Source organism: Brevibacterium renqingii (genome assembly GCF_017808095.1).
Classification (GTDB): domain Bacteria; phylum Actinomycetota; class Actinomycetes; order Actinomycetales; family Brevibacteriaceae; genus Brevibacterium; species Brevibacterium renqingii.
Map to the genome: position 1 here is coordinate 179,673 of NZ_JADBHG010000004.1, position 19,258 is coordinate 198,930.

At 65.0% G+C, this 19,258-nt stretch carries 16 protein-coding genes and 1 tRNA gene; 6 read left to right on the plus strand and 11 right to left on the minus strand.

Going from position 1 to position 19,258, the window contains the following annotated elements:
• Positions 1–154: 154 nt before the first annotated feature.
• Both IIE29_RS09855 and IIE29_RS09860 read left to right on the plus strand, forming a co-directional pair.
• A complete protein-coding gene (locus tag IIE29_RS09855; protein WP_209325073.1) occupies positions 155–1,294 on the plus strand; it encodes a YlbL family protein in 1,140 nt (379 codons plus the stop codon).
• Positions 1,294–4,311: a UPF0182 family membrane protein gene (locus tag IIE29_RS09860; protein WP_343071864.1), complete on the plus strand. Its 3,018-nt coding sequence runs from the start codon at positions 1,294–1,296 to the stop codon at positions 4,309–4,311. Before IIE29_RS09855 ends, IIE29_RS09860 begins: the two co-directional genes overlap by 1 nt.
• Before the next feature lie 36 nt (positions 4,312–4,347).
• On the opposite strand, the gene IIE29_RS09865 is transcribed toward IIE29_RS09860, so the two are convergent.
• The 3 genes from IIE29_RS09865 to IIE29_RS09875 form a co-directional block, all read right to left on the minus strand.
• A complete protein-coding gene (locus tag IIE29_RS09865) occupies positions 4,348–4,614 on the minus strand; it encodes a hypothetical protein (protein WP_209325074.1) in 267 nt (88 codons plus the stop codon).
• Positions 4,615–4,856: 242 nt separating this feature from the next.
• Positions 4,857–5,975: an NAD(P)/FAD-dependent oxidoreductase gene (locus IIE29_RS09870; protein WP_209325075.1), complete on the minus strand. Its 1,119-nt coding sequence runs from the start codon at positions 5,973–5,975 to the stop codon at positions 4,857–4,859.
• A gap of 152 nt (positions 5,976–6,127) precedes the next feature.
• Positions 6,128–6,204 (minus strand) — tRNA-Met (locus IIE29_RS09875).
• 168 nt (positions 6,205–6,372) lie between these two features.
• Here IIE29_RS09875 and IIE29_RS09880 point away from each other — a divergent pair.
• Positions 6,373–6,921, plus strand: coding sequence for a YceI family protein (locus IIE29_RS09880; RefSeq protein WP_209325076.1), 549 nt, complete (start codon positions 6,373–6,375; stop codon positions 6,919–6,921).
• Between the two features lie 143 nt (positions 6,922–7,064).
• Here IIE29_RS09880 and IIE29_RS09885 read toward each other — a convergent pair whose 3' ends face one another.
• The 5 genes from IIE29_RS09885 to IIE29_RS09905 are packed head-to-tail and all read right to left on the minus strand — an operon-like array spanning position 7,065 to position 12,018.
• Entirely contained in the window at positions 7,065–8,330 is a 1,266-nt protein-coding gene (locus IIE29_RS09885) for an aminotransferase class I/II-fold pyridoxal phosphate-dependent enzyme (protein ID WP_209325077.1), read from the minus strand.
• Complete coding sequence (locus tag IIE29_RS09890; RefSeq protein WP_209325078.1) at positions 8,330–9,121, minus strand: inositol monophosphatase family protein; 792 nt, start codon at positions 9,119–9,121, stop codon at positions 8,330–8,332. Before IIE29_RS09890 ends, IIE29_RS09885 begins: the two co-directional genes overlap by 1 nt.
• Before the next feature lie 9 nt (positions 9,122–9,130).
• Positions 9,131–10,186 carry a ribosome small subunit-dependent GTPase A gene (gene rsgA / locus IIE29_RS09895; protein ID WP_209325079.1) on the minus strand — a complete coding sequence of 352 codons (1,056 nt, stop codon included), beginning with the start codon at positions 10,184–10,186 and terminating at the stop codon, positions 9,131–9,133.
• 1 nt (position 10,187) lies between these two features.
• On the minus strand, positions 10,188–11,528 hold the full coding sequence (gene aroA / locus IIE29_RS09900; protein ID WP_209325080.1) for a 3-phosphoshikimate 1-carboxyvinyltransferase: 1,341 nt from the start codon (positions 11,526–11,528) through the stop codon (positions 10,188–10,190).
• Positions 11,521–12,018, minus strand: a complete 498-nt coding sequence (locus IIE29_RS09905; protein WP_209325081.1) for a DoxX family protein — start codon at positions 12,016–12,018, stop codon at positions 11,521–11,523. The genes aroA and IIE29_RS09905 overlap by 8 nt, the downstream gene beginning before the upstream one ends.
• A 144-nt stretch (positions 12,019–12,162) precedes the next feature.
• Between IIE29_RS09905 and IIE29_RS09910 the strand changes: the two genes are divergently transcribed.
• Both IIE29_RS09910 and rsrA read left to right on the plus strand, forming a co-directional pair.
• Entirely contained in the window at positions 12,163–12,819 is a 657-nt protein-coding gene (locus tag IIE29_RS09910; RefSeq protein ID WP_425491450.1) for a sigma-70 family RNA polymerase sigma factor, read from the plus strand.
• Complete coding sequence (rsrA, locus tag IIE29_RS09915) at positions 12,816–13,085, plus strand: mycothiol system anti-sigma-R factor (RefSeq protein ID WP_209325083.1); 270 nt, start codon at positions 12,816–12,818, stop codon at positions 13,083–13,085. The genes IIE29_RS09910 and rsrA overlap by 4 nt, the downstream gene beginning before the upstream one ends.
• Before the next feature lie 95 nt (positions 13,086–13,180).
• Here the strand turns inward: rsrA and IIE29_RS17230 are convergent, their stop codons facing one another.
• The 3 genes from IIE29_RS17230 to IIE29_RS09925 form a co-directional block, all read right to left on the minus strand.
• Positions 13,181–13,255 carry a 50S ribosomal protein bL37 gene (locus IIE29_RS17230; RefSeq protein WP_425491453.1) on the minus strand — a complete coding sequence of 25 codons (75 nt, stop codon included), beginning with the start codon at positions 13,253–13,255 and terminating at the stop codon, positions 13,181–13,183.
• 107 nt (positions 13,256–13,362) lie between these two features.
• A complete protein-coding gene (locus IIE29_RS09920; RefSeq protein ID WP_209325084.1) occupies positions 13,363–13,977 on the minus strand; it encodes a GDSL-type esterase/lipase family protein in 615 nt (204 codons plus the stop codon).
• Positions 13,974–17,696 carry a multifunctional oxoglutarate decarboxylase/oxoglutarate dehydrogenase thiamine pyrophosphate-binding subunit/dihydrolipoyllysine-residue succinyltransferase subunit gene (locus IIE29_RS09925; protein WP_209325085.1) on the minus strand — a complete coding sequence of 1,241 codons (3,723 nt, stop codon included), beginning with the start codon at positions 17,694–17,696 and terminating at the stop codon, positions 13,974–13,976. Before IIE29_RS09925 ends, IIE29_RS09920 begins: the two co-directional genes overlap by 4 nt.
• Before the next feature lie 101 nt (positions 17,697–17,797).
• On the opposite strand from IIE29_RS09925, the gene guaB1 reads away from it, so the two are divergent.
• A complete protein-coding gene (gene guaB1, locus IIE29_RS09930) occupies positions 17,798–19,255 on the plus strand; it encodes a GMP reductase (protein ID WP_209325086.1) in 1,458 nt (485 codons plus the stop codon).
• The last annotated feature ends 3 nt before the right edge of the window (positions 19,256–19,258 follow it).

A 19,258-nucleotide genomic window follows, 5' to 3' on the forward strand; every position in this document is an offset into this window, starting at 1 on the left:
GAATCGGTTTGACACCCACGTTAACGGTTTCATATGTGGGAAGCTTCCCAATTCGCGGAGGTTTCGCAGGATGTTCGCACCGGGCGAAAGGAGTCTGTGAACCCGACCCTCAGCATTCAACTAGACTGGTGGGGCGGTGCAGCGAAAGGAATACATGACAGAGAACGCCCCTCGGGCCGTGCCGGTGCCAGCGGTGCCGACCCGCGGCACCAGACGTCGACGAACTCCACGTCTGTCCACGACCTCGGGTGTTCTGACCTACGTCTTCATCGCTGTGGCCGTGCTTCTGCCGGTTCCGTATATGCTTCAGCTGCCGGGACCGGTTTTCAACACCCTCGGCGATTACCAGGGCGATTCGATGATCAGCGTCTCTGGTGCCGAAACCTATCCCACCGATGGGCGGATCGACATGCTCACGGTGGCCGTGAGCGGCGGACCGGGCCGTGATGTCTACGCGTCGCAGGCTCTGGGCGCACTGCTCAACGGCCAGGAGACCGTGATTCCCACCGAGGCCTACTATCCGCTCGACACCACACGCGAAGACGTGGCCGAATCGAATGCGGTCGAGATGTCCTCGAGTCAGGACGTCGCGGTTGCGGCGGCCATGGAGCAGCTGGGCAAGTCGTACTCTGTCCATCTGCTCGTCGATGACGTCGTGAAGGACTCCCCGGCCCGGGGCAAGCTCCGCAAGGGAGACCGGATCATTTCGGTGAACGGGAAGAAACTCGATTCCGATCCCGCTGCTGCGCAGATCATGAGCAGCACCGTGCAGTCGGCGGAGTCCGTGGATCTCGTCATCGATCGTGACGGGAAGAGCGAGAAGCTCAGCCTGAAGCCCGCTGACATCGAGGGACGCAAGGCGATCGGCATCACCATGAAGCAGGACTTCGAGTTCCCGGTCGACGTGAAGTTCAATGTCGAAGGTGTCGGAGGCCCCTCGGCGGGCACGATGTTCGCTCTTGCCATCATCGACGAGCTCACCCCGGGAGCGATGACCGGCGGCAAGCACGTCGCGGGCACAGGGGAGATTGATCCTTCGGGGACGGTCGGACCCATCGGCGGAGCCCGCCAGAAGGTGGCCGCAGCGACGGAGAACGGAGCAACGCTGTTCCTCTCACCCGCCGACAACTGCGCGGAAGTCCTCTCGGCCGCCGACCAGTCCAAGATCACGGTGGCGCGCATCGACACGCTCGATGACGCGGAGACCGCCGTGGAGCAGTACGCCGCCGGTGACACTTCCGATCTTCCGAAGTGTTCCGCCGATGGCGCCGACAACAATGAGAAAGGGCAGTAGTGAGCACCTCGTCCTCACCCCACTCCGCACGCATGCCGGCGAATCGGCCAAGACGTTCGCCGCTGCTGCTCACCCTCGTATCCGTGGCGGTTCTGCTGATCGCCTTCATCTCCTTCACTCAGGTCTACACCGAGGTGCTGTGGTTCAGGCAGATCGATGCCGCGCAGGTCTTTCGCAAGATGTGGGTCACTCGCGGCCTGACCTTCCTCGGCGGCTTCATCCTCATGGCGGTGCCCGTGTGGGTGAGTCTGCATTTGGCGTACCGGCATCGTCCCGTCTACGCTCCGACGACGCCGCGCCAGGAGAACCTCGACCGGTACCGTGAGGCGATCGAACCGCTGCGCAGAGTCGCGACGATCGCCATTCCCGCCGTCGTCGGCCTGCTCGCCGGAATCACCGCCTCGGCGCATTGGAACACGATCCTCGAATGGATGAATTCCACCTCCTTCGGCTCGAAGGACCCGCAGTTCGGCCTCGACAAGTCATTCTTCGTCTTCGTGCTGCCGGGACTGCGCCTCATCGGCAATCAGCTCGGCATGGCCCTGCTCATCGCGCTCATCGCCGCGCTCGTCGCCCACTACCTCTTCGGCGGAATCCGCCCGGGGGAGCAGAAGGGCGTGATCCTGACGAAGACGGCGCAATGGCAGTTGGGCATCACCGTGGCGGTGCTCGTCATCGTTCAGGCCGGTCGCCTGTGGCTGGCTCGCTACGACCGACTCACCGCCGCCGGCGGCATCGTTCCCGGTGTCACGTACGTCGATGACCACGCCGCGCTTCCCGCCATGGCGATCGTCGCGATCGCCGCCGTGCTCGTGGCACTGCTGTTCGTCTACACCGCGTGGAAGGGCAACTGGCGGATCTCGATCATCGCCACGCTCACGCTCATCGTCCTCGGCGGTGTGTCGATCATCGCCTACCCGGCAATGATCCAGCAGTTCCAGGTCAACCCCTCGCAGCAGAGCCTGGAATCGGAGTACATCCAGCACAATATCGACGCCACCCGCGATGCCTTCGACTTCGACGACATCGAGGTGACCCCCTACGAGCCGAGCACCAGCGGTGAGAAGGGCGCGCTGCGGAAGGACGCCGAGACCGCAGCCTCGATCAGACTGTTGGATCCGAACCTCGTCTCGGACACCTTCCGGCAGCTGCAGCAGGTGCGTCCCTACTATTCGTTCCCGCAGAAGCTCGACGTCGACCGCTATGACATCAAAGGCGAGAAGCGCGACACCGTCATCGCTGTCCGCGAACTCGCTCCGAGCTCGGTGAACAACCAGAGCTGGTTCAACCGGGCCATCGTCTACACCCACGGCTTCGGCGTGGTCGCAGCCAACGGCAACCAGCGCAACCCCGATGGCGAACCGACTTTCATGGAATCGGACATTCCGCCGAAGGGTGAGTTCCCCCAATACGAACCACGGGTGTACTTCGGAGAGTCCTCACCTGACTATTCGATCGTCGGTGCCGAGAAGGGAGCGACTCCGCGCGAACTCGACTACCCCTCGGATGAGAAGGGCGGCTCCGGCCAGGTCAACAACACCTTCGCCGGTGATGGAGGACCGTCGGTTGGCAACGTGTTCAATCGACTCGCCTATGCGCTGAAGTTCCAGGACGAGCAGATCCTGCTCTCGGACGCACTCAACGAAGAATCGCAGATCCTCTACGATCGCCACCCGCGCGAACGTGTGGAGAAGCTCGCCCCGTTCCTCAAGATCGACGGCGATCCGTACCCTGCCGTCGTCGACGGGAAGATCAAGTGGATCCTCGACGGCTACACCACGGCCGAGGACTACCCGTACTCGACCCCGCAGCCGCTGCAGCAGGCGACCGAGGACTCGACCACGGCGACAGCGCCGAATTCGGTGGCGACGCTGCCGGACGATGAAGTGAACTACATCCGCAACTCGGTGAAGATCACGGTCGATGCCTACGACGGATCGGTCGACATGTACCAGTGGGACAAGGACGATCCGGTGCTCAAAACCTGGATGAAGGTGTTCCCCGGCCTCATCAAGTCCTCGTCGGAGATGTCCGGTGATCTTATGAGCCACGTCCGCTATCCCGAGGACATGTTCAAGGTCCAGCGCGATCTGCTCGCAAAGTACCATGTGACCACGGCCAGCGAGTTCTACTCCGGTCAGGACTTCTGGACTCTGCCGACCGATCCGACGAAGAAGGCCAGCAGCGGACTGACTCAGCCGCCGTTCTACATGACTCTGCAGATGCCGGGTCAGGAAGCGCCGTCCTTCTCGCTGACGAGCTCGTACATCCCGGCTCGGTCGTCTGAGGGCCAGTCGCGCAACAACCTCACCGGGTTCCTCTCGGCCGACGCCGACGCAGGAAGCAAGAAGGGCGAGACGGCCGACAGCTACGGCAAGCTGAGACTGCTCCAGCTGCCGCGCAATACGACCGTGCCCGGCCCGGGACAGGCGCAGAACAACTTCAACACCGCTCCTGACGTCCAGCGCAGCCTCAACCTGCTGCGTCAGGGCGAGTCCGAGGTGGAGAACGGCAACCTGCTGACCCTGCCCATCGGCAACGGTCTGCTCTACGTGCAGCCTGTTTACGTCCGGTCTGCCGGTGAGACCTCATATCCGCTGCTGCAGCACGTGCTCGTGGCCTTCGGCGAGGACATCGGCTTCGCTCCGACCCTCGACGAGGCGCTCGACCAGGTGTTCGGGGGCGACTCCGGCGCCAAGGCCGGCGATGCCGGCACCGAGGACAGCGGCAGCGGCGATTCCGGAGGCTCCTCCTCGGCAGGCAAGGACTCCGGTTCGAAGTCGCCGGACAAGGCCCTCAACGACGCTCTGCAGGAAGCGAAGAAGGCCATGGAGGACTCGGACGCCGCACTCAAGAAGGGTGACTTCGAAGAGTACGGCAAGGCTCAGAAGCGGCTGAAGAACGCCATCGACGACGCCGTGTCGGCCGATCCGTCGATCGCCGAGGACGGCACCGGGGGCAAATCCTCGGCTCCCGCCTCGGAGCCGGCTGAGCAGGGAGGAGACTCCGGCAACTGATCCGGTTCGTCTTCGGTTCGCCTGACCGAGTCGACGTCACACGCCCCCGAGAGCATCGGCTCTCGGGGGCGTGGTCGTTCCTGGGGAATCAGGTGCCGACGGTGAACCGTGCGGAGCTTCGAAAGCGACGCGCCGGCGGTGCCACTCGCCGAACTCCTCCGGCAGTGCGGTCACGCAGTCCTTGCCCATCCGGTCGGTTGCCAGCGGACTGTCGCCGGACAGGAGGTTGCGGTCGCGCACGGTCGCTCCCGACGTATCGTCGTCGACGATTTCGAGTCCGTCCTGCTGCAAGGCCTCGATCATGTCCCGGAATGATGATGAGCTTGTCGTCGTTCTGGAAGTGATCCAGCGCGGCCTGGACATCCTCGGCGAACGGGATGACGTTCATCGCACCGTGGCCCCCGGGAATGAAGATCGCCGCGTAGTCATCCAACCCGTTCGCGATCACATCGGCAAGCCTCCGAGGAGACTTGAACGCTGCTTCGGTGCTCTCCCAAGCCGAGGCAACGCCTCATCGTCGTGAAGCGGGTCAGCAACAGCCGACATCATCGTGGTGTGGCGGTGGGGAACGGGGCGAGTTCCGATGCTGGATCTCCGAGGATGCTGCGGGCCGCGGCATCGCCGAGCAGCGGACCCAAGGTGAGACCGCCTGCTCCATAGCCGGTCATCGTCCATAGACCAGGCCTTCCCGGCACCTCTCCGACGATCGGCAGGTTGTCGTCGCCCATCGGGCGGATCCCGACTCGGGTCTCGACGAGGGAGGCATCGGCGAGGCCAGGGGCCAGGCTGAGCGCGTCCTGGAGAACCTGCAGCTGCCCGGCGGCAGTGATGCGGGGATCGTAGCCGCTGCCGGATTCGCGTGTCGCACCGACTGCGATTCGGCCGTCGTCGAACGGGGTGATGTAGTTGGGTGTGAAGGGGTGGACTGTCGGCCACGGAGAGGTGTTCACGCCTCGGAGACGCAGATGCGTGATCTGACCGCGCTGCGGGTTCACTGCACAATCCACGTCGAGCGGAAGCAGCAGCTCTCGCGTCCTGGCTCCTGCCGCGACGACGACGGCATCGACGTCGGTCGACTGCCGCGTCGTCGTCACTCTCCATCCGGCCCCTCTGAGAGGTTCGACAGCGAGCACGGAGTCCTCGTGGTGCTCGGTACCGAGGATGACGGCTGCGGTCAGCGTGGCATTCCTGAGGACGCGGCCGTCGACGCGTCCGCCGCCGGAGACGTATAACCCTGTCAATTCGGAGGAGAGCGCGGGAAACAATTCGCTGACCTGTGTGCTGTCGACGCGCTCGAGCTTTCCCGCGACGGAGCCGGACGCGGCAACCCGTCGCGCAATCCGGTCTTCGACGGCCTCGAGTTCTGCCGCCTCCCTCGATACCATCAGGGCACCGGACCGTCTGTATCCGAGTTCTGCAATTCCGAGCTCATGGAGACCGGCAAGGAACTCAGGATAGTAGTTGCCGCCAGCGGAGTACGCTTCGTAGAAGTCGCCGTCCGAAGAGGACACCCAGGGAGCGATGATCCCAGCGCTGGCAGCAGTTGCCTGCCCAGCTGCTGCATCGTCGAGCAGAGTCACTGCTGCGCCCCGGCGCGCAAGCCCGTAGGCCGTGGTGACGCCGGCGATTCCTCCGCCGATCACGGCGATCTTCATTGTGTTCATTCTTGACGGTTTTCCTTTCGTCCGACTGGCCGGGCGGCTGGGCAGCCGATGAGCTCGGCTGTGACAACAGGATAGGTCGTGGTCGTTCGAAGGGCCGCAGGTGAATGAGAAGAACCCCCATCCAGTTGAACTGGATGAGGGTTCTGCCACTTTGGTGGCGGGGGGAGGATTTGAACCTCCGACCTCCGGGTTATGAGCCCGGCGAGCTACCGAACTGCTCCACCCCGCGGCGTGTCCTCAACATTACACGAGGGGTTGTGTCGAGACAAAACCGAAGACAGGTGACCTCCGCCACATGTCCACTTGCCGTTCACTTCGGCTCAGCGGGGCTTGCTTATGGTTGAAACATAAACTATAGTCACTGCTGTACTTCAAATTTCAACCAAAAGGAGAAATCATGACTGCTCTGCCTCAGGGACTCACCGCCGGAACTTGGAACATCGACCCCGTGCACTCGGAGTTCACCTTCACCGCTCGCCACGCCGGCGTCTCCAAAGTCCGTGGCCACTTCGAGGAGATCGCAGGCGCTGCGAACATCGCAGAGACTCTCGAGGACAGCTCCGTGACCGCCGAGGCCACTGCCTCCTCGATCAACACCCGCAACGAGCAGCGTGACGGTCACCTCCAGGGCGGCGACTTCTTCCTCGCCGAGGAGCACCCGAAGCTGACCTTCACGTCGACCGCGATCAAGGCCGATGCTGCAGATGAGTTCGAGACCATCGGTGAGCTGACGATGCGCGGAGTGACGAAGGAGGTCGCCTTCTCGACCGAATTCGCCGGCGTTGCCACTGACCCGAACGGAAACCAGGTCGCCGGCATGTCGGCAGCTGCAACCGTCAATCGCCGGGACTTCGGCATGTCCTTCGACGCCGTCCTCGGTGGGGGAGAGCTGCTCGTGTCCGACAAGATCAAGATCGAACTCGAGCTCGAACTCGTCAAGGCCTGACGGGCACTCCTGCGTTCCGGCGCGCCCGAGACGGGAATCCCTCCCGGGCAGTCCGGCCGGTACCAGAGCTCGACAGAAGGGGCGAACCGCATACGATGCGGTTCGCCCCTTCGTGCGTCTCCGTCGGCGGAGACCGCGGAGACTCAGCTCCGAAGCTTCAGGGCCTCAGGGTACTGCCGGAGATGACTTCCGAGCGCGATGAACTGCTGTGCGCCCTTGTCGACGTCGGCGACGGACTTGCAGAACGAATACCGGATCGACGAGCGATAGGCGCTGTAGGCCGGGCTGCCGGGCCTGCAGAGAGCTGGCACCGGAATCCCGACGAGGGAGAATTCCCTGGCCAGCAGGTCGTTGAGCGCAAAGGCATCGAGATCGGTCAGCGCAGAGAAGTCCATGACGGTGAAGTACCCGGCCTGCGGCGTCGACACGATCGCTCCCGGCACAGTGCGGCAGGCGGGCACGAGCACCTCGGCGCGGGCGGCCAATGATGCGCGGTTCTCCTCAACGAAGCGGGAATCGCTGGTCAGCATCGTCGCCATGCCGATCTGCATCGGGCCGCCGGCGGTGAAGGTGAGGAACTGCTTGACCGCCTGGATCGCCTCACGCACCTCGGGAGGAGCGATGACCCACCCGATCTTCCATCCCGTGGCGTTCCAGGATTTGCCCGCCGAGGAGACCGTGACGACCCGTGCCGCGTCCTCGATGGCCACGGCCGGAGGAATATGGGCCTGCTCGGTGAGGACGAGCTGTTCGTAGACTTCGTCGGAGAGGACCCAGGCGTCTGCGGCTTCGGCGGCACGTCCGATATGAGCGAGGTCGTCCGCGGAGAAGATGCAGCCGGTGGGGTTGTGCGGGGTGTTGACGAGGATGATCGCCGGGTCCACCTCGCCGACGACCCGGTCGAAGAGGTCCCAGTCGGGTGTGAATCCCCCATAGCCGTCGGGCAGGATCGGCACCGTGTGCAGACTGCCTCCGGCAGCGGTGACGGCGGCGGGATAGGAGTCGTAGAACGGTTCGAAGGCGACGAGGCTGCGGCCGCGGGGCAGGAGTGCGAGGATCGCGGCCGTCAGCCCCTCGGTGGCGCCGGCGGTGTAGAGCACCTCGGCAGGATCGACCCGCTGCCCGAAATCGCGTTCGCGCTGCTGGGCGACGGCCTCGAGCAGCTGCGGAAAGCCCTGTCCCGGGGCGTACTGGTTGAATCCGGCTCGCATCGCCTCGGTGCTGGCGTCGATGAGTTCGGACGGTGGTTCGGTCCCCGGCGCTCCCTGACCGAGGTTGACCGCGCCGAGCTGTGCTGCGAGCTCGGTCATCTGACCGTAGATCGTTTCGCCGATGGTTCCATCGGGATTGGTCAGTCCCGCGGACTCGGCCATCGCGTGCCACAGGCCCGCGCGGCGGATATCAGGCATCACTCGGTCTCCTTCGGTGCGACTCGGCCGAGCCGGTCGAGGACCGACTCGTGGAATCGGGAGTTGCTCGCGACGGCATTGCCGCCGAAGGGCCCGGGGAGTCCCACGGTGTTCGTGAATGCTCCTCCGGCCTCGACCACGATGGGCGCAAGGGCTCCCATGTCGTAGAGGGCGAGCTCCGGTTCGCAGGCGAGGTCGACGGCGCCTTCGGCCAGGAGCATATACGAGTAGAAATCACCGTAGCCGCGGGTGCGCCACATGGATTCGGCGAGTTCGAGGAACTCGTCGAGCACGCCCAGTTCCTTCCATCCGGACAGCGAGGCATAGGACAGCGACGCATCCGAGAGACGGTCGACTTCGGACACCGATATCCGTTTCGCCGGCGCGCCCAACGCCGAAGCGAAGGCCCCCTGACCGGCCGCGGCCCACCAGCGTCGGCCCAATGCCGGCGCGGAGACCACACCGAGCAGATACTCCTCACCGTCGTAGAGCGAGATGAGGCTCGCCCAGATGGGAACCCCGCGGACAAAGTTCTTCGTGCCGTCGATGGGGTCGATGATCCAGCGTCGTGATGAATCTCCGTGTGAGCCGAATTCCTCGCCGAGGACGCTGTCGTCCGGGCGCGCCTGGGCCAGTCGGTCCATGATGGCCTTCTCCACAGCGCGGTCGCATTCGGTGACCGGCGTGAGATCGGGTTTCGTCTCGACGGTGAAGTCCTGGTCCGTGAAATGCGGGAGGCTGATGCCGTCGGCGAGGTCGGCGAGTTCGATCGCCAGGTCGAGGTCGTTCATGCCCTCAGCCTATCCAGTCGAGGGCAGCAGCCGACGCAGGGACTCCAGCCGTGAGACTCCTCCGGGGCCGGCGTGCCCCTCGGCGACCCAGTCGTCGAGGCGGCAGCCGGGGGAGTCCGACAGGTGGGTGCAGCCGCGGGGGCAGTCAGCAGTGGCGGCGACGAGTTCGGGAAAGGCAGACAGCACCGTCTCCCGGTCGACGTGCGCGAGTCCGAAGCTGCGCACGCCGGGAGTGTCGATGAGCCAGCCCCCGCCCGCGAGCGGGAGGCACACGGCCGAGGACGAGGTGTGCCGTCCGCGTCCCGTGACGTCGTTGACATGCCCCGTGGCGCGTTCGGCGGCGGGCACGAGTGCGTTCGTCAGCGTCGATTTGCCGACCCCCGAGTGCCCGACGAGGACACTCATCCTGTCCGCCAGCCTGTCTGCGATCTCCGTGTCGACCCTCTCATTCTCCGGGTCGAGAGCCGACTCGACGATGTCGACTCCGCTGGCGAAGAACCGCTCCCTGATCTCAGCAGCAGACCGCAGATCGGTCTTGGTGATGATGAGCAGCGGAGTGATGTCCGCATCGAAGGCGGCGACGAGGGCACGATCGATGAGTCCGTATGAGGGCTCGGGGTCCACTGTGGCGGTGACGATGCCCAAGACATCGACGTTGGCGACGATGACGCGTTCGGTCGGGTCGGTGTCATCGGCGCTGCGTCGCAGCAGGTTCTGCCGTTCGGTGATCTCGACCAGACGAGCCAGCGTGCCGGATCGGCCCGAGGTGTCCCCGACGAGCTTGACGATGTCTCCGGGGACGATGGCCCGACGGCGCAGGTGCGAGGCGCGCACAGCCGTCACCGAGGCGGAGCGGCAGCGGTCCTCTGACCCGGCCTGCGAGTGCGCCGGTGTCGTGAATTCCCCCACCGAATCGGCGAGAGTGACCCGATACCGCCCCCGATCGACGGCTGTGACCAGGCCGGACACGGCGTCGGTGTGGTCGGGGCGGTTTTTCGTCCGGGGACGTGAACCGCGCCGGTTCGGTCGGGGACGGTAGTCCTCGTCGCGGTAGATCTTCGCCATCTCAGGTCCCGGAGGAGAGCATGGCTTCCCACAGCTGGATGAAATCCGGCAGCGTCTTGGCCACGGTTCCCGCGTTCTCGACGACCAGCCCTTTGGTGCGCAGGGCGAGGATCGCGCCGGCCATCACCATGCGATGGTCGTGGTAGGTGTGCCACAGGGCTGCCCGAAGGTCCGTGGTTCCGGTGATCGTCAGTGCATCCGGATGTTCCACGACTTCGACTCCGACGGCACCGAGTTCCCGGGTGAGAGCAGCCAACCGATCCGTCTCGTGTCCGCGCAGATGCCCGATCCGGCGCAGGTGCGAGGTTCCGTTTGCCAGGGCCGCCAGGGCGGAGACGACCGGGGTGAGTTCGCCGACCGCGGAGAGGTCGAGATCGACTGCCTCGAGAGTCTCCGGTCCCCGCACGTGCAGGCCCTCGCGGTCGAGGACCACATCTGCGCCGAAGGCCTCAGCGATCCTGCGGAATTCGTCCCCGGCCTGAGTGGTGTGCACCGGCCAGTCCGCGACGGTGACCGAGCCACCGGAGGCGAGTGCGGCCGCGGCGAAGGCAGCGGCGTTGGACAGGTCGGGTTCGACCTCGACGTCGAGTCCGCGCGGCAGACCAGGCTCCACAACCCAGTGTTCGGGTTCGGGTTCGCTGATGTCGACTCCGGCGTCCCTGAGGACCTCGATCGTCATATCGACATGGGTGCGGCTGGGCACCGCGGCCCCGGTGTTGACCAGGTCGAGTCCCAAAGGCATGACGGGTGCCGTCAGCAGGAGTCCGGAGACGAACTGGCTCGAAGCACCGGCATCGATCTCGAGATGGCCGCCGCGCGGCTGAGAGGAGGCGTGGATGCTCAGCGGCAGCAGACCGTTGGGCGAGGAGATCGACGCACCGAGACGGACCAAGGAGTCCACAGTCACGGACATCGGCCGCACGCGCGCTTGCTCGTCACCGTCGATCACGACTTCGCGACCGGTGAGCGCGGCCAGCGGAGGGATGAAGCGCATGACGGTTCCGGCCAGTCCGCAGTCGATGGTCACCGGATCGGCCGGGGACTCGGAGCGAGCCGGTGAAGGGGAGACGGTGAGATCGATGGGTTCGATATGGAGCACATCGCCGTCTTCGTCGATGACGGCACCGAGTCTGCGCAGCGCCTCGATCATGAGCAGCGTGTCCCGGCTGCGCAGCCATCCTCTGAGGACAGAGGCTGACTCAGCCAGCGCGGCGAGGACGAGATACCGGTTCGTCAGCGATTTCGAACCGGGGACGGAAACGGTGGCAGTGATGCCCGAGCCGCCGACCGGCGCCTTCCAGTCGCCGGCCGCCGGGAGTGTGTCAGTGGGGATGTCAGTCAACTCCGAGTGCGCTCAGTGCCTGCTTGGACGTGTCTTCGACGCTGGACCACAGGTCCTCGGCAGCATGCTGCGTGCGCCACCACAGGCCGGGCCGACCGGCGGTGTCGACGCTGGCCAGGAGCGCACCGCCGAGCATGGAGGTCCGCTGCAGCGTGCGCTCGGTGCGAGCCTTCTTCTCTTCCTTCGACGTGGTCTTCTCCGCTGCGAGACGCTCACCCACTGTGTCGAGCAGGTAAGTGCCGACGAGGATCGAAGCACTGATGCGGGGGAAGCGTCCGATGGCCAGCAGCGAACCTGCCGCGACCTGGGCGACGCCGGTGGCGCGCGCGAGAGTCGGAGCGTCCACGGGCACATCGATCCTTTTGCGAGCCTGGTTGAGCAGAGGACCGACCGATGCTGCAGCGGCCTCCGGCCGACGCAGACGATCGACGCCGTTGAGGATGTAGCCGGCGGCCAACATGGGCCGTGCGATGAATCGGATGGGAGACACTGTGGTCCTTCCTACGTGGCGGGCATCTCAATGGCAAGCATAACCGCTGTACAGGGAATAGTGGGACCACGGTCCGATGTTGCATGGGTGAAGCCGATCGGCGGGTGGGACCCGTCGCGAGTCGACAGGCAGAAGGAGAAGTCCATGAGTGCCACTGCCGTCCTGGAGAGAACGGGCGTACCATTGGCTGTGATGACCGAATCAGTCAAAGAAGTCCCCGAGACGGCCGCCGAGAGGTCGGAGCGTTTCGAGCGAGACGCTTTAGAATATGTCAACCAGCTCTACGCGGCTGCGTTGCGGATGACCCGCAACCCCGCGGACGCCGAGGACCTCGTCCAGGAAGCCTATGCGAAAGCGTACGCGGCGTTCCACCAGTACAAGCCCGGCACGAACCTCAAGGCATGGCTGTACCGGATTCTGACGAACACCTTCATCAACAACTACCGGAAGCAGCAGCGGCAGCCGAAGGAGCACGGCAGCGAAGACATCGAGGACTGGCAGATCGCTCAGGCGGACAGCCATTCGTCCTCTGGAGGACGTTCAGCCGAACTCGAAGCGCTCGACCACCTGCCCGACACCGACGTCAAGGATGCGCTCACGGCCCTGCCCGAGGACTTCCGCATGGTCGTCTACTATGCCGATGTCGAAGGCCTGCCATACAAGGAGATCGCCGAGATCATGGAGACCCCGATCGGCACCGTGATGTCCCGCCTGCACCGTGGACGGCGTCAGCTGCGGGAGATGCTGGCCGACTACGCCGCGGAGCGCGGTTTCGTGAAGCCCGAGGGAGGTGCGAAATGAGCGACGAAGAATGCTGCGAAAGCGTCAGGGCGGAATCGCTGACGCGCATCTACCATTATCTCGACGGCGAACTGACGACGACGGAGATCCGGGAGATCTCGGTCCATCTCGAGCAGTGTCCCTCATGTCATGACGAATACGAGATCGAGGCGCTGCTCAAGGAGCTCGTGCGCCGCTCGTGCAGCCACGACCGGGCACCGATGGGTCTGCGGGAGAAGATCCGACAGCGGATCGCACTCGAGCAGACGTCCTGGCCCGGCGTCTGAGTCGGCGGGAGCCGATGTCCGGAGACAGATGACGAGGGCGGGAAGAGAATCGAATTCTCTTCCCGCCCTCGTCGTGTACTGAACGAATCAGTGCATCAGCTGTTCGGACGCTTGCCGTGGTTCGCTTTGGAACGACGGCGATCGCGACGCTTACGGCCACGCTTGCTCATTGTGCTCTCCTTCAATAGACGGTTCATTCTCTCATGATCGCCGGAGCAGGGCAAAGCCGGTGCGGGCACCGGGCACATGCGCTCCTGCCGGCGAGGAAGCTTCGCACTCAGCTGTCGCCGAGGACGTCGCGGACTCCCAGCCAGTTGAACCAGCCGCGATGGAGGACCAGCCAGGCCAGCAGACCGTAGCCCTCCTGCGCGGGCAGATGATCTCGCGATGAGGCGACCTCGCGCTGCCAGACGGGATGTCCGAGCAGGGGAGTGAAGGCATCGACATAGGTGATCCCACGCCTCTTCGCCACATCGGAGAAGCTCGTATTGAGCTCCGCGATGCGACGATTGCGATCTCCGTCGTGCTCCGGCGGAGGCCCGAGCACGAACGTCGACACCTTCCTGGCCAGCGCTTCGTCGAGGACGTTGGCCACGTCGAGGCGAGCCCTGGCGACCGAACGACCTGTATCGAGATCACCCGAGCCCAGAGCCAGCACCAGACGATTGTCACCGTCGGGGGTGAACCGCAGCGACGCCTCGGCGATGGTCCGGGCGTGGAGGCCGGAGGAGTCCTCGCCGGGCACCGCCAGAGGATAGACCTTGAGGTCGGGCAGACTCGGCAGAGTCCTTGCGGTCACCCGGCCGACCCACCCGAGACCACGGCCATCGCCGTGGCCGGCGACCAGGGGGCCTCCGACCACGGCGATGGTTGTGGTGACGTCGCTGCTCACCGGCTGAGGATCCGGTCGACGAGATCCTGCTGCTGCACCTCGTGGATGTGCTTGAGTCCCGTTGAGGTGGCGGCGGAAGCCGGCCGTGAGGTCACCTTGAGCTCACGGCCGCCGAGCAGCGCGGGCAGATGCAGAGCCATGAACGGCCACGCGCCCTGGTTCTCCGGTTCCTCCTGCGCCCACACGATCTCGGCATCGGCCGGGTAACGGTCGAGGACAGCGGTGATTGCCTCCTCGTCGAGCGGGTAGAGCTGCTCGAGACGGACGAGGGCCGTCTTCGTGTCGTTCTCCTTCTCCCGCTTGGCCTTGAGCTCCCAGTAGAGCTTGCCGGACACCATCACGACGCGGTCGACCTGACCGGCATCGATCTCGGCGTCGTCGATGACCGCTTGGAAGCTGCCCGTGGTGAAGTCCTCCGGCGAGTTCGCGGCGGCCTTGAGGCGCAGCATCGACTTCGGGGTGAAGACGATGAGCGGACGCTTGTTCGTCGTCGTCGCGTGACGGCGCAGCAGGTGGAAGTACGAGGCGCCGTTGGAGGGGTAGGCGACCGTCATGTTCGACTCCGCGCACAGCTGCAGGTAGCGCTCGATCCGGCCCGAGGAGTGGTCGGGTCCCTGGCCCTCATACCCATGGGGCAGGAGCATGACGACTCCGGAGTTCTGCTGCCACTTCTGCTCGGATGACGAGATGAACTCGTCGATGACGGTCTGCGCACCCTGCGCGAAGTCACCGAACTGAGCCTCCCAGGCCACGAGTGCGTCCTTGCGTTGGACGGAATAGCCGTATTCGAAGCCGACTGCGGCGTATTCGCTCAGCAGCGAGTCATAGACCAGGAATCGAGCCTGATCCTCGGTGAGATTCTGCAGCGGGGTCCACTCGTTTCCGTTGACCGAATCGATGAGCACGGAGTGGCGCTGGACGAAGGTGCCGCGGCGGGAATCCTGTCCGGCCAGACGCACCGGCACTCCGTCCATGAGGAGCGAACCGAAGGCGATGAGCTCGGCGAAGCCCCAGTCGATGCCGCCCGACAGGGACATCTCCTTGCGCTTCTCCAGCAGGGCCCGCAGCTTCTTGTGGATCGTGAAGTCCGCGGGCACCTCGGCGAACGCCTCTCCGATGCGCTGGAGGGTCTCGGTGCTGATGGCCGTGTCGGCATCGTTGTACGTCTCGATGTCGCTGGGCTCGTAAGGAGCGTTGAAGGCCTCACCGTCATAGGGACCGGTCTCGGCCTCCTTGGTCTCGGCGAACGCCGACTCCAGCTTCGACTGGTAGTCCTTGAGCGCCTCGGCGGCCTCCTCGTCGGTGATGCACTTCCTGCCCACGAGGGATTCGGTGTAGAGCTTGCGCACCGAACCCTTCTTCTCGATGAGGGAGTACATCAGCGGCTGTGTCATCGAGGGGTCGTCGCCCTCGTTGTGGCCCCGGCGACGGTAGCAGACGAGATCGATGACGACGTCGCGGTTGAATTCCTGCCGGTACTCGAAGGCCAGGCGGGCGGCGCGCACGACCGCTTCCGGGTCATCGCCGTTGACGTGGAAGATCGGGGCGTTGATCGACTTCGCCACGTCCGTGCAGTAGAAGGACGAACGCGCCGAGGCGGGCGGAGTGGTGAACCCGACCTGGTTGTTGATGACGATATGGACGGTTCCACCGGTGCGGTAGCCGCGCAGCTCCGAGAGGTTGAGCGTTTCGGTGACCACGCCCTGACCGGCGAAGGCGGCATCGCCGTGGACGAGGACCGGCAGCACCGTGAATCCCGATTCGCCCTGGTCGATGAGGTCCTGTTTGGCACGGACGATGCCCTCGAGGACCGGGTCGACGGTCTCCAGGTGGCTGGGATTGGCCGCCACGTAGACGTCGGTCGTGTTGCCCGACGGAGAGGTGAAGGAGCCCTGCGTTCCGAGGTGGTACTTGACATCGCCTGAGCCCTGCACGCTGTCCGGGTTCATGGTGCCGTCGAATTCGCGGAAGATCTGCCCATAGCTCTTGCCCGCGATGTTCGTCAGCACGTTGAGGCGTCCGCGGTGTGCCATGCCGATCGCGACCTCGTCGAGTCCGGTGTCCGCGGACTGATTGAGGATCTCGTCGAGCATGACGATCGCGGACTCGCCGCCTTCGAGGCTGAAGCGCTTCTGCCCGATGTACTTCGTCTGCAGGAAGGTCTCGAACGCTTCCGCGGCGTTGAGTCGACCGAGGATGTGTCCCTGCTCGGAGCGAGTCAGCTCCTGATGGGGCACCTCGATCTTCGACTGGAACCAGCGCCGCTGCACCGGGTCGGCGATGTGCATGTACTCGAAGCCGATGGTGCGGCAGTAGCTCTCACGCAGCAGTCCGAGGATGTTGCGGAAGGGCATCATCGCCTTGGCGCCGAAACCGCCGGTGGGGAACTCGCGTTCGAGATCCCACAGCGTCAGACCGTGCTGGTTGATGTCGAGATCCGGATGGGACCGCTGACGGTAGACCAGGGGGTCGATGTTGGCCATGAGGTGGCCGCGGGTGCGGTAGGCGTCGATGAGCTCGATGACGCGGGCGGTCTTGTTGACGTCGTCCTGATCCTCGGCGGAGACGTCGGGCACCCAGCGGACGGGCTCATAGGGCAGGCGCAGCGATTCGAAGACGTCGTCGTAGAAGCCGTCCTCGCCCAGCAGATAGCTGTGGACGAGTTTGAGGAACTCGCCGGAGCCCGCGCCCTGGATGACACGGTGATCATAGGTCGAGGTCAGGGTCAGCACCTTGGACACGGCCAGGGTGTTGATGGTCTGCTGGCTCGCGCCCTGGAACTCGGCGGGGTAGTCGAGAGCGCCGACGCCGATGATGCAGCCCTGCCCCTTGGTCAGGCGCGGCACCGAGTGCACGGTGCCGATGCCGCCGGGGTTGGTCAGCGAGACCGTGGTGCCGGCGAAGTCGTCGGCTGTGAGCTTGCCCTTGCGCGCCTTGTCGACGAGGCCGTCGTAGGCATCGACGAACTGGCGGAAGGTCAGGGTTTCGGCCTTCTTGACATTGGGCACGAGCAGCGTGCGTGTGCCGTCCTTCTTCGGCACGTCGATGGCCAGTCCGAAGTTGATGTGGGCCGGCGAGACCATCACGGGCTTGCCGTCGCGGACATCGTAGGACACGTTCTGCGAGGGGAAGTTCTGCAGCGCACGGATGACGGCGTAGCCGATGAGGTGCGTGAAGGAGACTTTGCCGCCGCGGGTGCGCTTGAGATGCGAGTTGATGACGATGCGGTTGTCGATGAGCGCCTTGGCAGGCAGTGACCGGACGGAGGTGGCGGTCGGGACTTCGATCGACTCATCCATGTTCTTGGCGATGAGCTTCGCGGGGCCGCGCAGGGGAGTGATCGTCTCCTCCGGGGCGGCCTTCGGCGCGGTCTCCTTGGCAGTGACCTGGGGGACGGACTTCGTCTCGGCCTTCAGAGTCTCGGACTCGGCCGAAGACGGCGAGACGCCGCGCGAGGTCTCCCGTGCAGTGGATGGAGCCGCCGAGGAACCGGAGGCCTTGGCCTCCGGCTTCGCAGCGGGCTTGTCGGCCGGCTTCGCAGCGGGCTGGGAAGCAGCGGTCTGGGAGCCGCCGCTGTTCTTCTCGTACTTGTCGAAGAACGGCCACCAGGACTTGTCGACCGAGTTCTTATCTGACTTGTACTGCTCATACAATTCCTCGACCAGCCACTCGTTGGACCCGAAGTCTTCAACGGTGCGGTTCGGAGTATTGACGGACACGGCGCTGATCGCCTACTTCCTGATTCAAGACTTGCTGCTTAACGACAACCCCAGCCTAACGCGATGTGCCCCGCAATGTGCACATAAGGGACAATAGTGTTATGCGTTTCATCTCAAATGACCCGAACAGTGATCTGACCTACTCCGATGTGTTCCTCGTCCCGAACTCATCGTCGCTGACCTCCCGCTTCGACGTCGACCTCGCAACGACCGATCCGACGGGGTCGACGACTCCTCTCGTGGCCGCGAACATGACCGCCGTCTCGGGGCGGCGGATGGCCGAGACAATGGCTCGCCGAGGCGGACTGGCGGTGCTTCCCCAGGACATCCCGCTGACCGCGGCCCGGGACACCATCACCTGGGTCAAGAGCCGCGATCGGATCTTCGAGTCCGCTCTGCGCTTCGCGCCGGAGGACACGGTGCTCAACGCGCTGCACGTGCTGGCGAAGCGCCCCCACGGCTTCGGAGTCGTCGTCGATGCCGCCGGACGACTCGAGGGCATCATCGATGCGGCGGGTCTGCGCGACGTCGATCGCTTCACCTCGGTCTCCGAGCTCCTCGACACCTCACCGCACATCATCCGCGCCTCAGAGATCGACTGGGCCGATGATGCGCAGCTCGAATCCCTCTTCGAGTCCATGACCGAATCCCGCGCGGAATTCGCCGCGGTCGTCGACGACGGCAATACCGTGCTCGGCGGTCTGACGCCGAAGTCCCTGCTGCGCTCGTCGATCTACGCTCCGAACGTCGACGAGCACGACCGGCTCAAGATCGCCGTGGCCATCGGTGTCAACGGCGCGGCGGTCGAGCGGGCCACCGCGCTGGTCGAGGCCGGTGCCGATGCCCTCGTCGTCGACACAGCCCACGGGCACCAGGTGAAGATGCTCGATGTGCTCTCCGCGATCGCCGATGCCGACCTCGGCGTGCCGATCGTGGCCGGCAACGTCGTCACCGCCGAAGGCGTGCGGGATCTCGTTTCGGCCGGTGCGCAGATCGTCAAGGTCGGGGTGGGCCCCGGAGCGATGTGCACGACGAGGATGATGACAGCGGTCGGACGCCCGCAGTTCTCCGCTGTGCTCGAATGCGCCGAGGCCGCCCGTGGGCTCGGGGCCCATGTCTGGGCCGACGGGGGAGTCCGCTACCCCCGCGACGTCGCCCTGGCACTCGCGGCCGGCGCTTCGCAGGTCATGGTCGGCTCCTGGTTCGCCGGCACCCACGAATCGCCCGGTGACCTCCTCGTCGACGGCGAGGGGCGGAAATACAAGGAGAGCTTCGGCATGGCCTCTGCGCGTGCGGTGGCCAATCGAACCCGTACGGAGTCGGCATTCTCCCGGGCTCGGAAGGGACTGTTCGAAGAGGGCATCTCTTCGTCGACCATGTACATCGACCCTGAATCTCCTGGGGTCGAGGACCTGCTCGATGGGATCACCTCGGGTGTGCGCAGCTCCTTCACGTACGCCGGGGCCCGGAATCTCGAGGAATTCGCGCAGTTGGCCGCGGTCGGCGTGCAGAGCGCTGCCGGTTACGAAGAGGGCAGGCCGCTGTCCGGAAGTTGGTAAGAT

What these genes read in the sequence shown, in the direction of transcription:
- IIE29_RS09855 (WP_209325073.1), top strand. Translation starts at nt 155, where the DNA reads ATGACAGAGAACGCCCCTCGGGCCGTGCCGGTGCCAGCGGTGCCGACC.
- IIE29_RS09865 (WP_209325074.1), bottom strand. Translation starts at nt 4,614, where the DNA reads ATGATCGAGGCCTTGCAGCAGGACGGACTCGAAATCGTCGACGACGAT.
- IIE29_RS09870 (WP_209325075.1), bottom strand. Translation starts at nt 5,975, where the DNA reads ATGAACACAATGAAGATCGCCGTGATCGGCGGAGGAATCGCCGGCGTC.
- IIE29_RS09880 (WP_209325076.1), top strand. Translation starts at nt 6,373, where the DNA reads ATGACTGCTCTGCCTCAGGGACTCACCGCCGGAACTTGGAACATCGAC.
- IIE29_RS09885 (WP_209325077.1), bottom strand. Translation starts at nt 8,330, where the DNA reads ATGCCTGATATCCGCCGCGCGGGCCTGTGGCACGCGATGGCCGAGTCC.
- IIE29_RS09890 (WP_209325078.1), bottom strand. Translation starts at nt 9,121, where the DNA reads ATGAACGACCTCGACCTGGCGATCGAACTCGCCGACCTCGCCGACGGC.
- rsgA (WP_209325079.1), bottom strand. Translation starts at nt 10,186, where the DNA reads ATGGCGAAGATCTACCGCGACGAGGACTACCGTCCCCGACCGAACCGG.
- IIE29_RS09910 (WP_425491450.1), top strand. Translation starts at nt 12,163, where the DNA reads ATGAGTGCCACTGCCGTCCTGGAGAGAACGGGCGTACCATTGGCTGTG.
- rsrA (WP_209325083.1), top strand. Translation starts at nt 12,816, where the DNA reads ATGAGCGACGAAGAATGCTGCGAAAGCGTCAGGGCGGAATCGCTGACG.
- guaB1 (WP_209325086.1), top strand. Translation starts at nt 17,798, where the DNA reads ATGCGTTTCATCTCAAATGACCCGAACAGTGATCTGACCTACTCCGAT.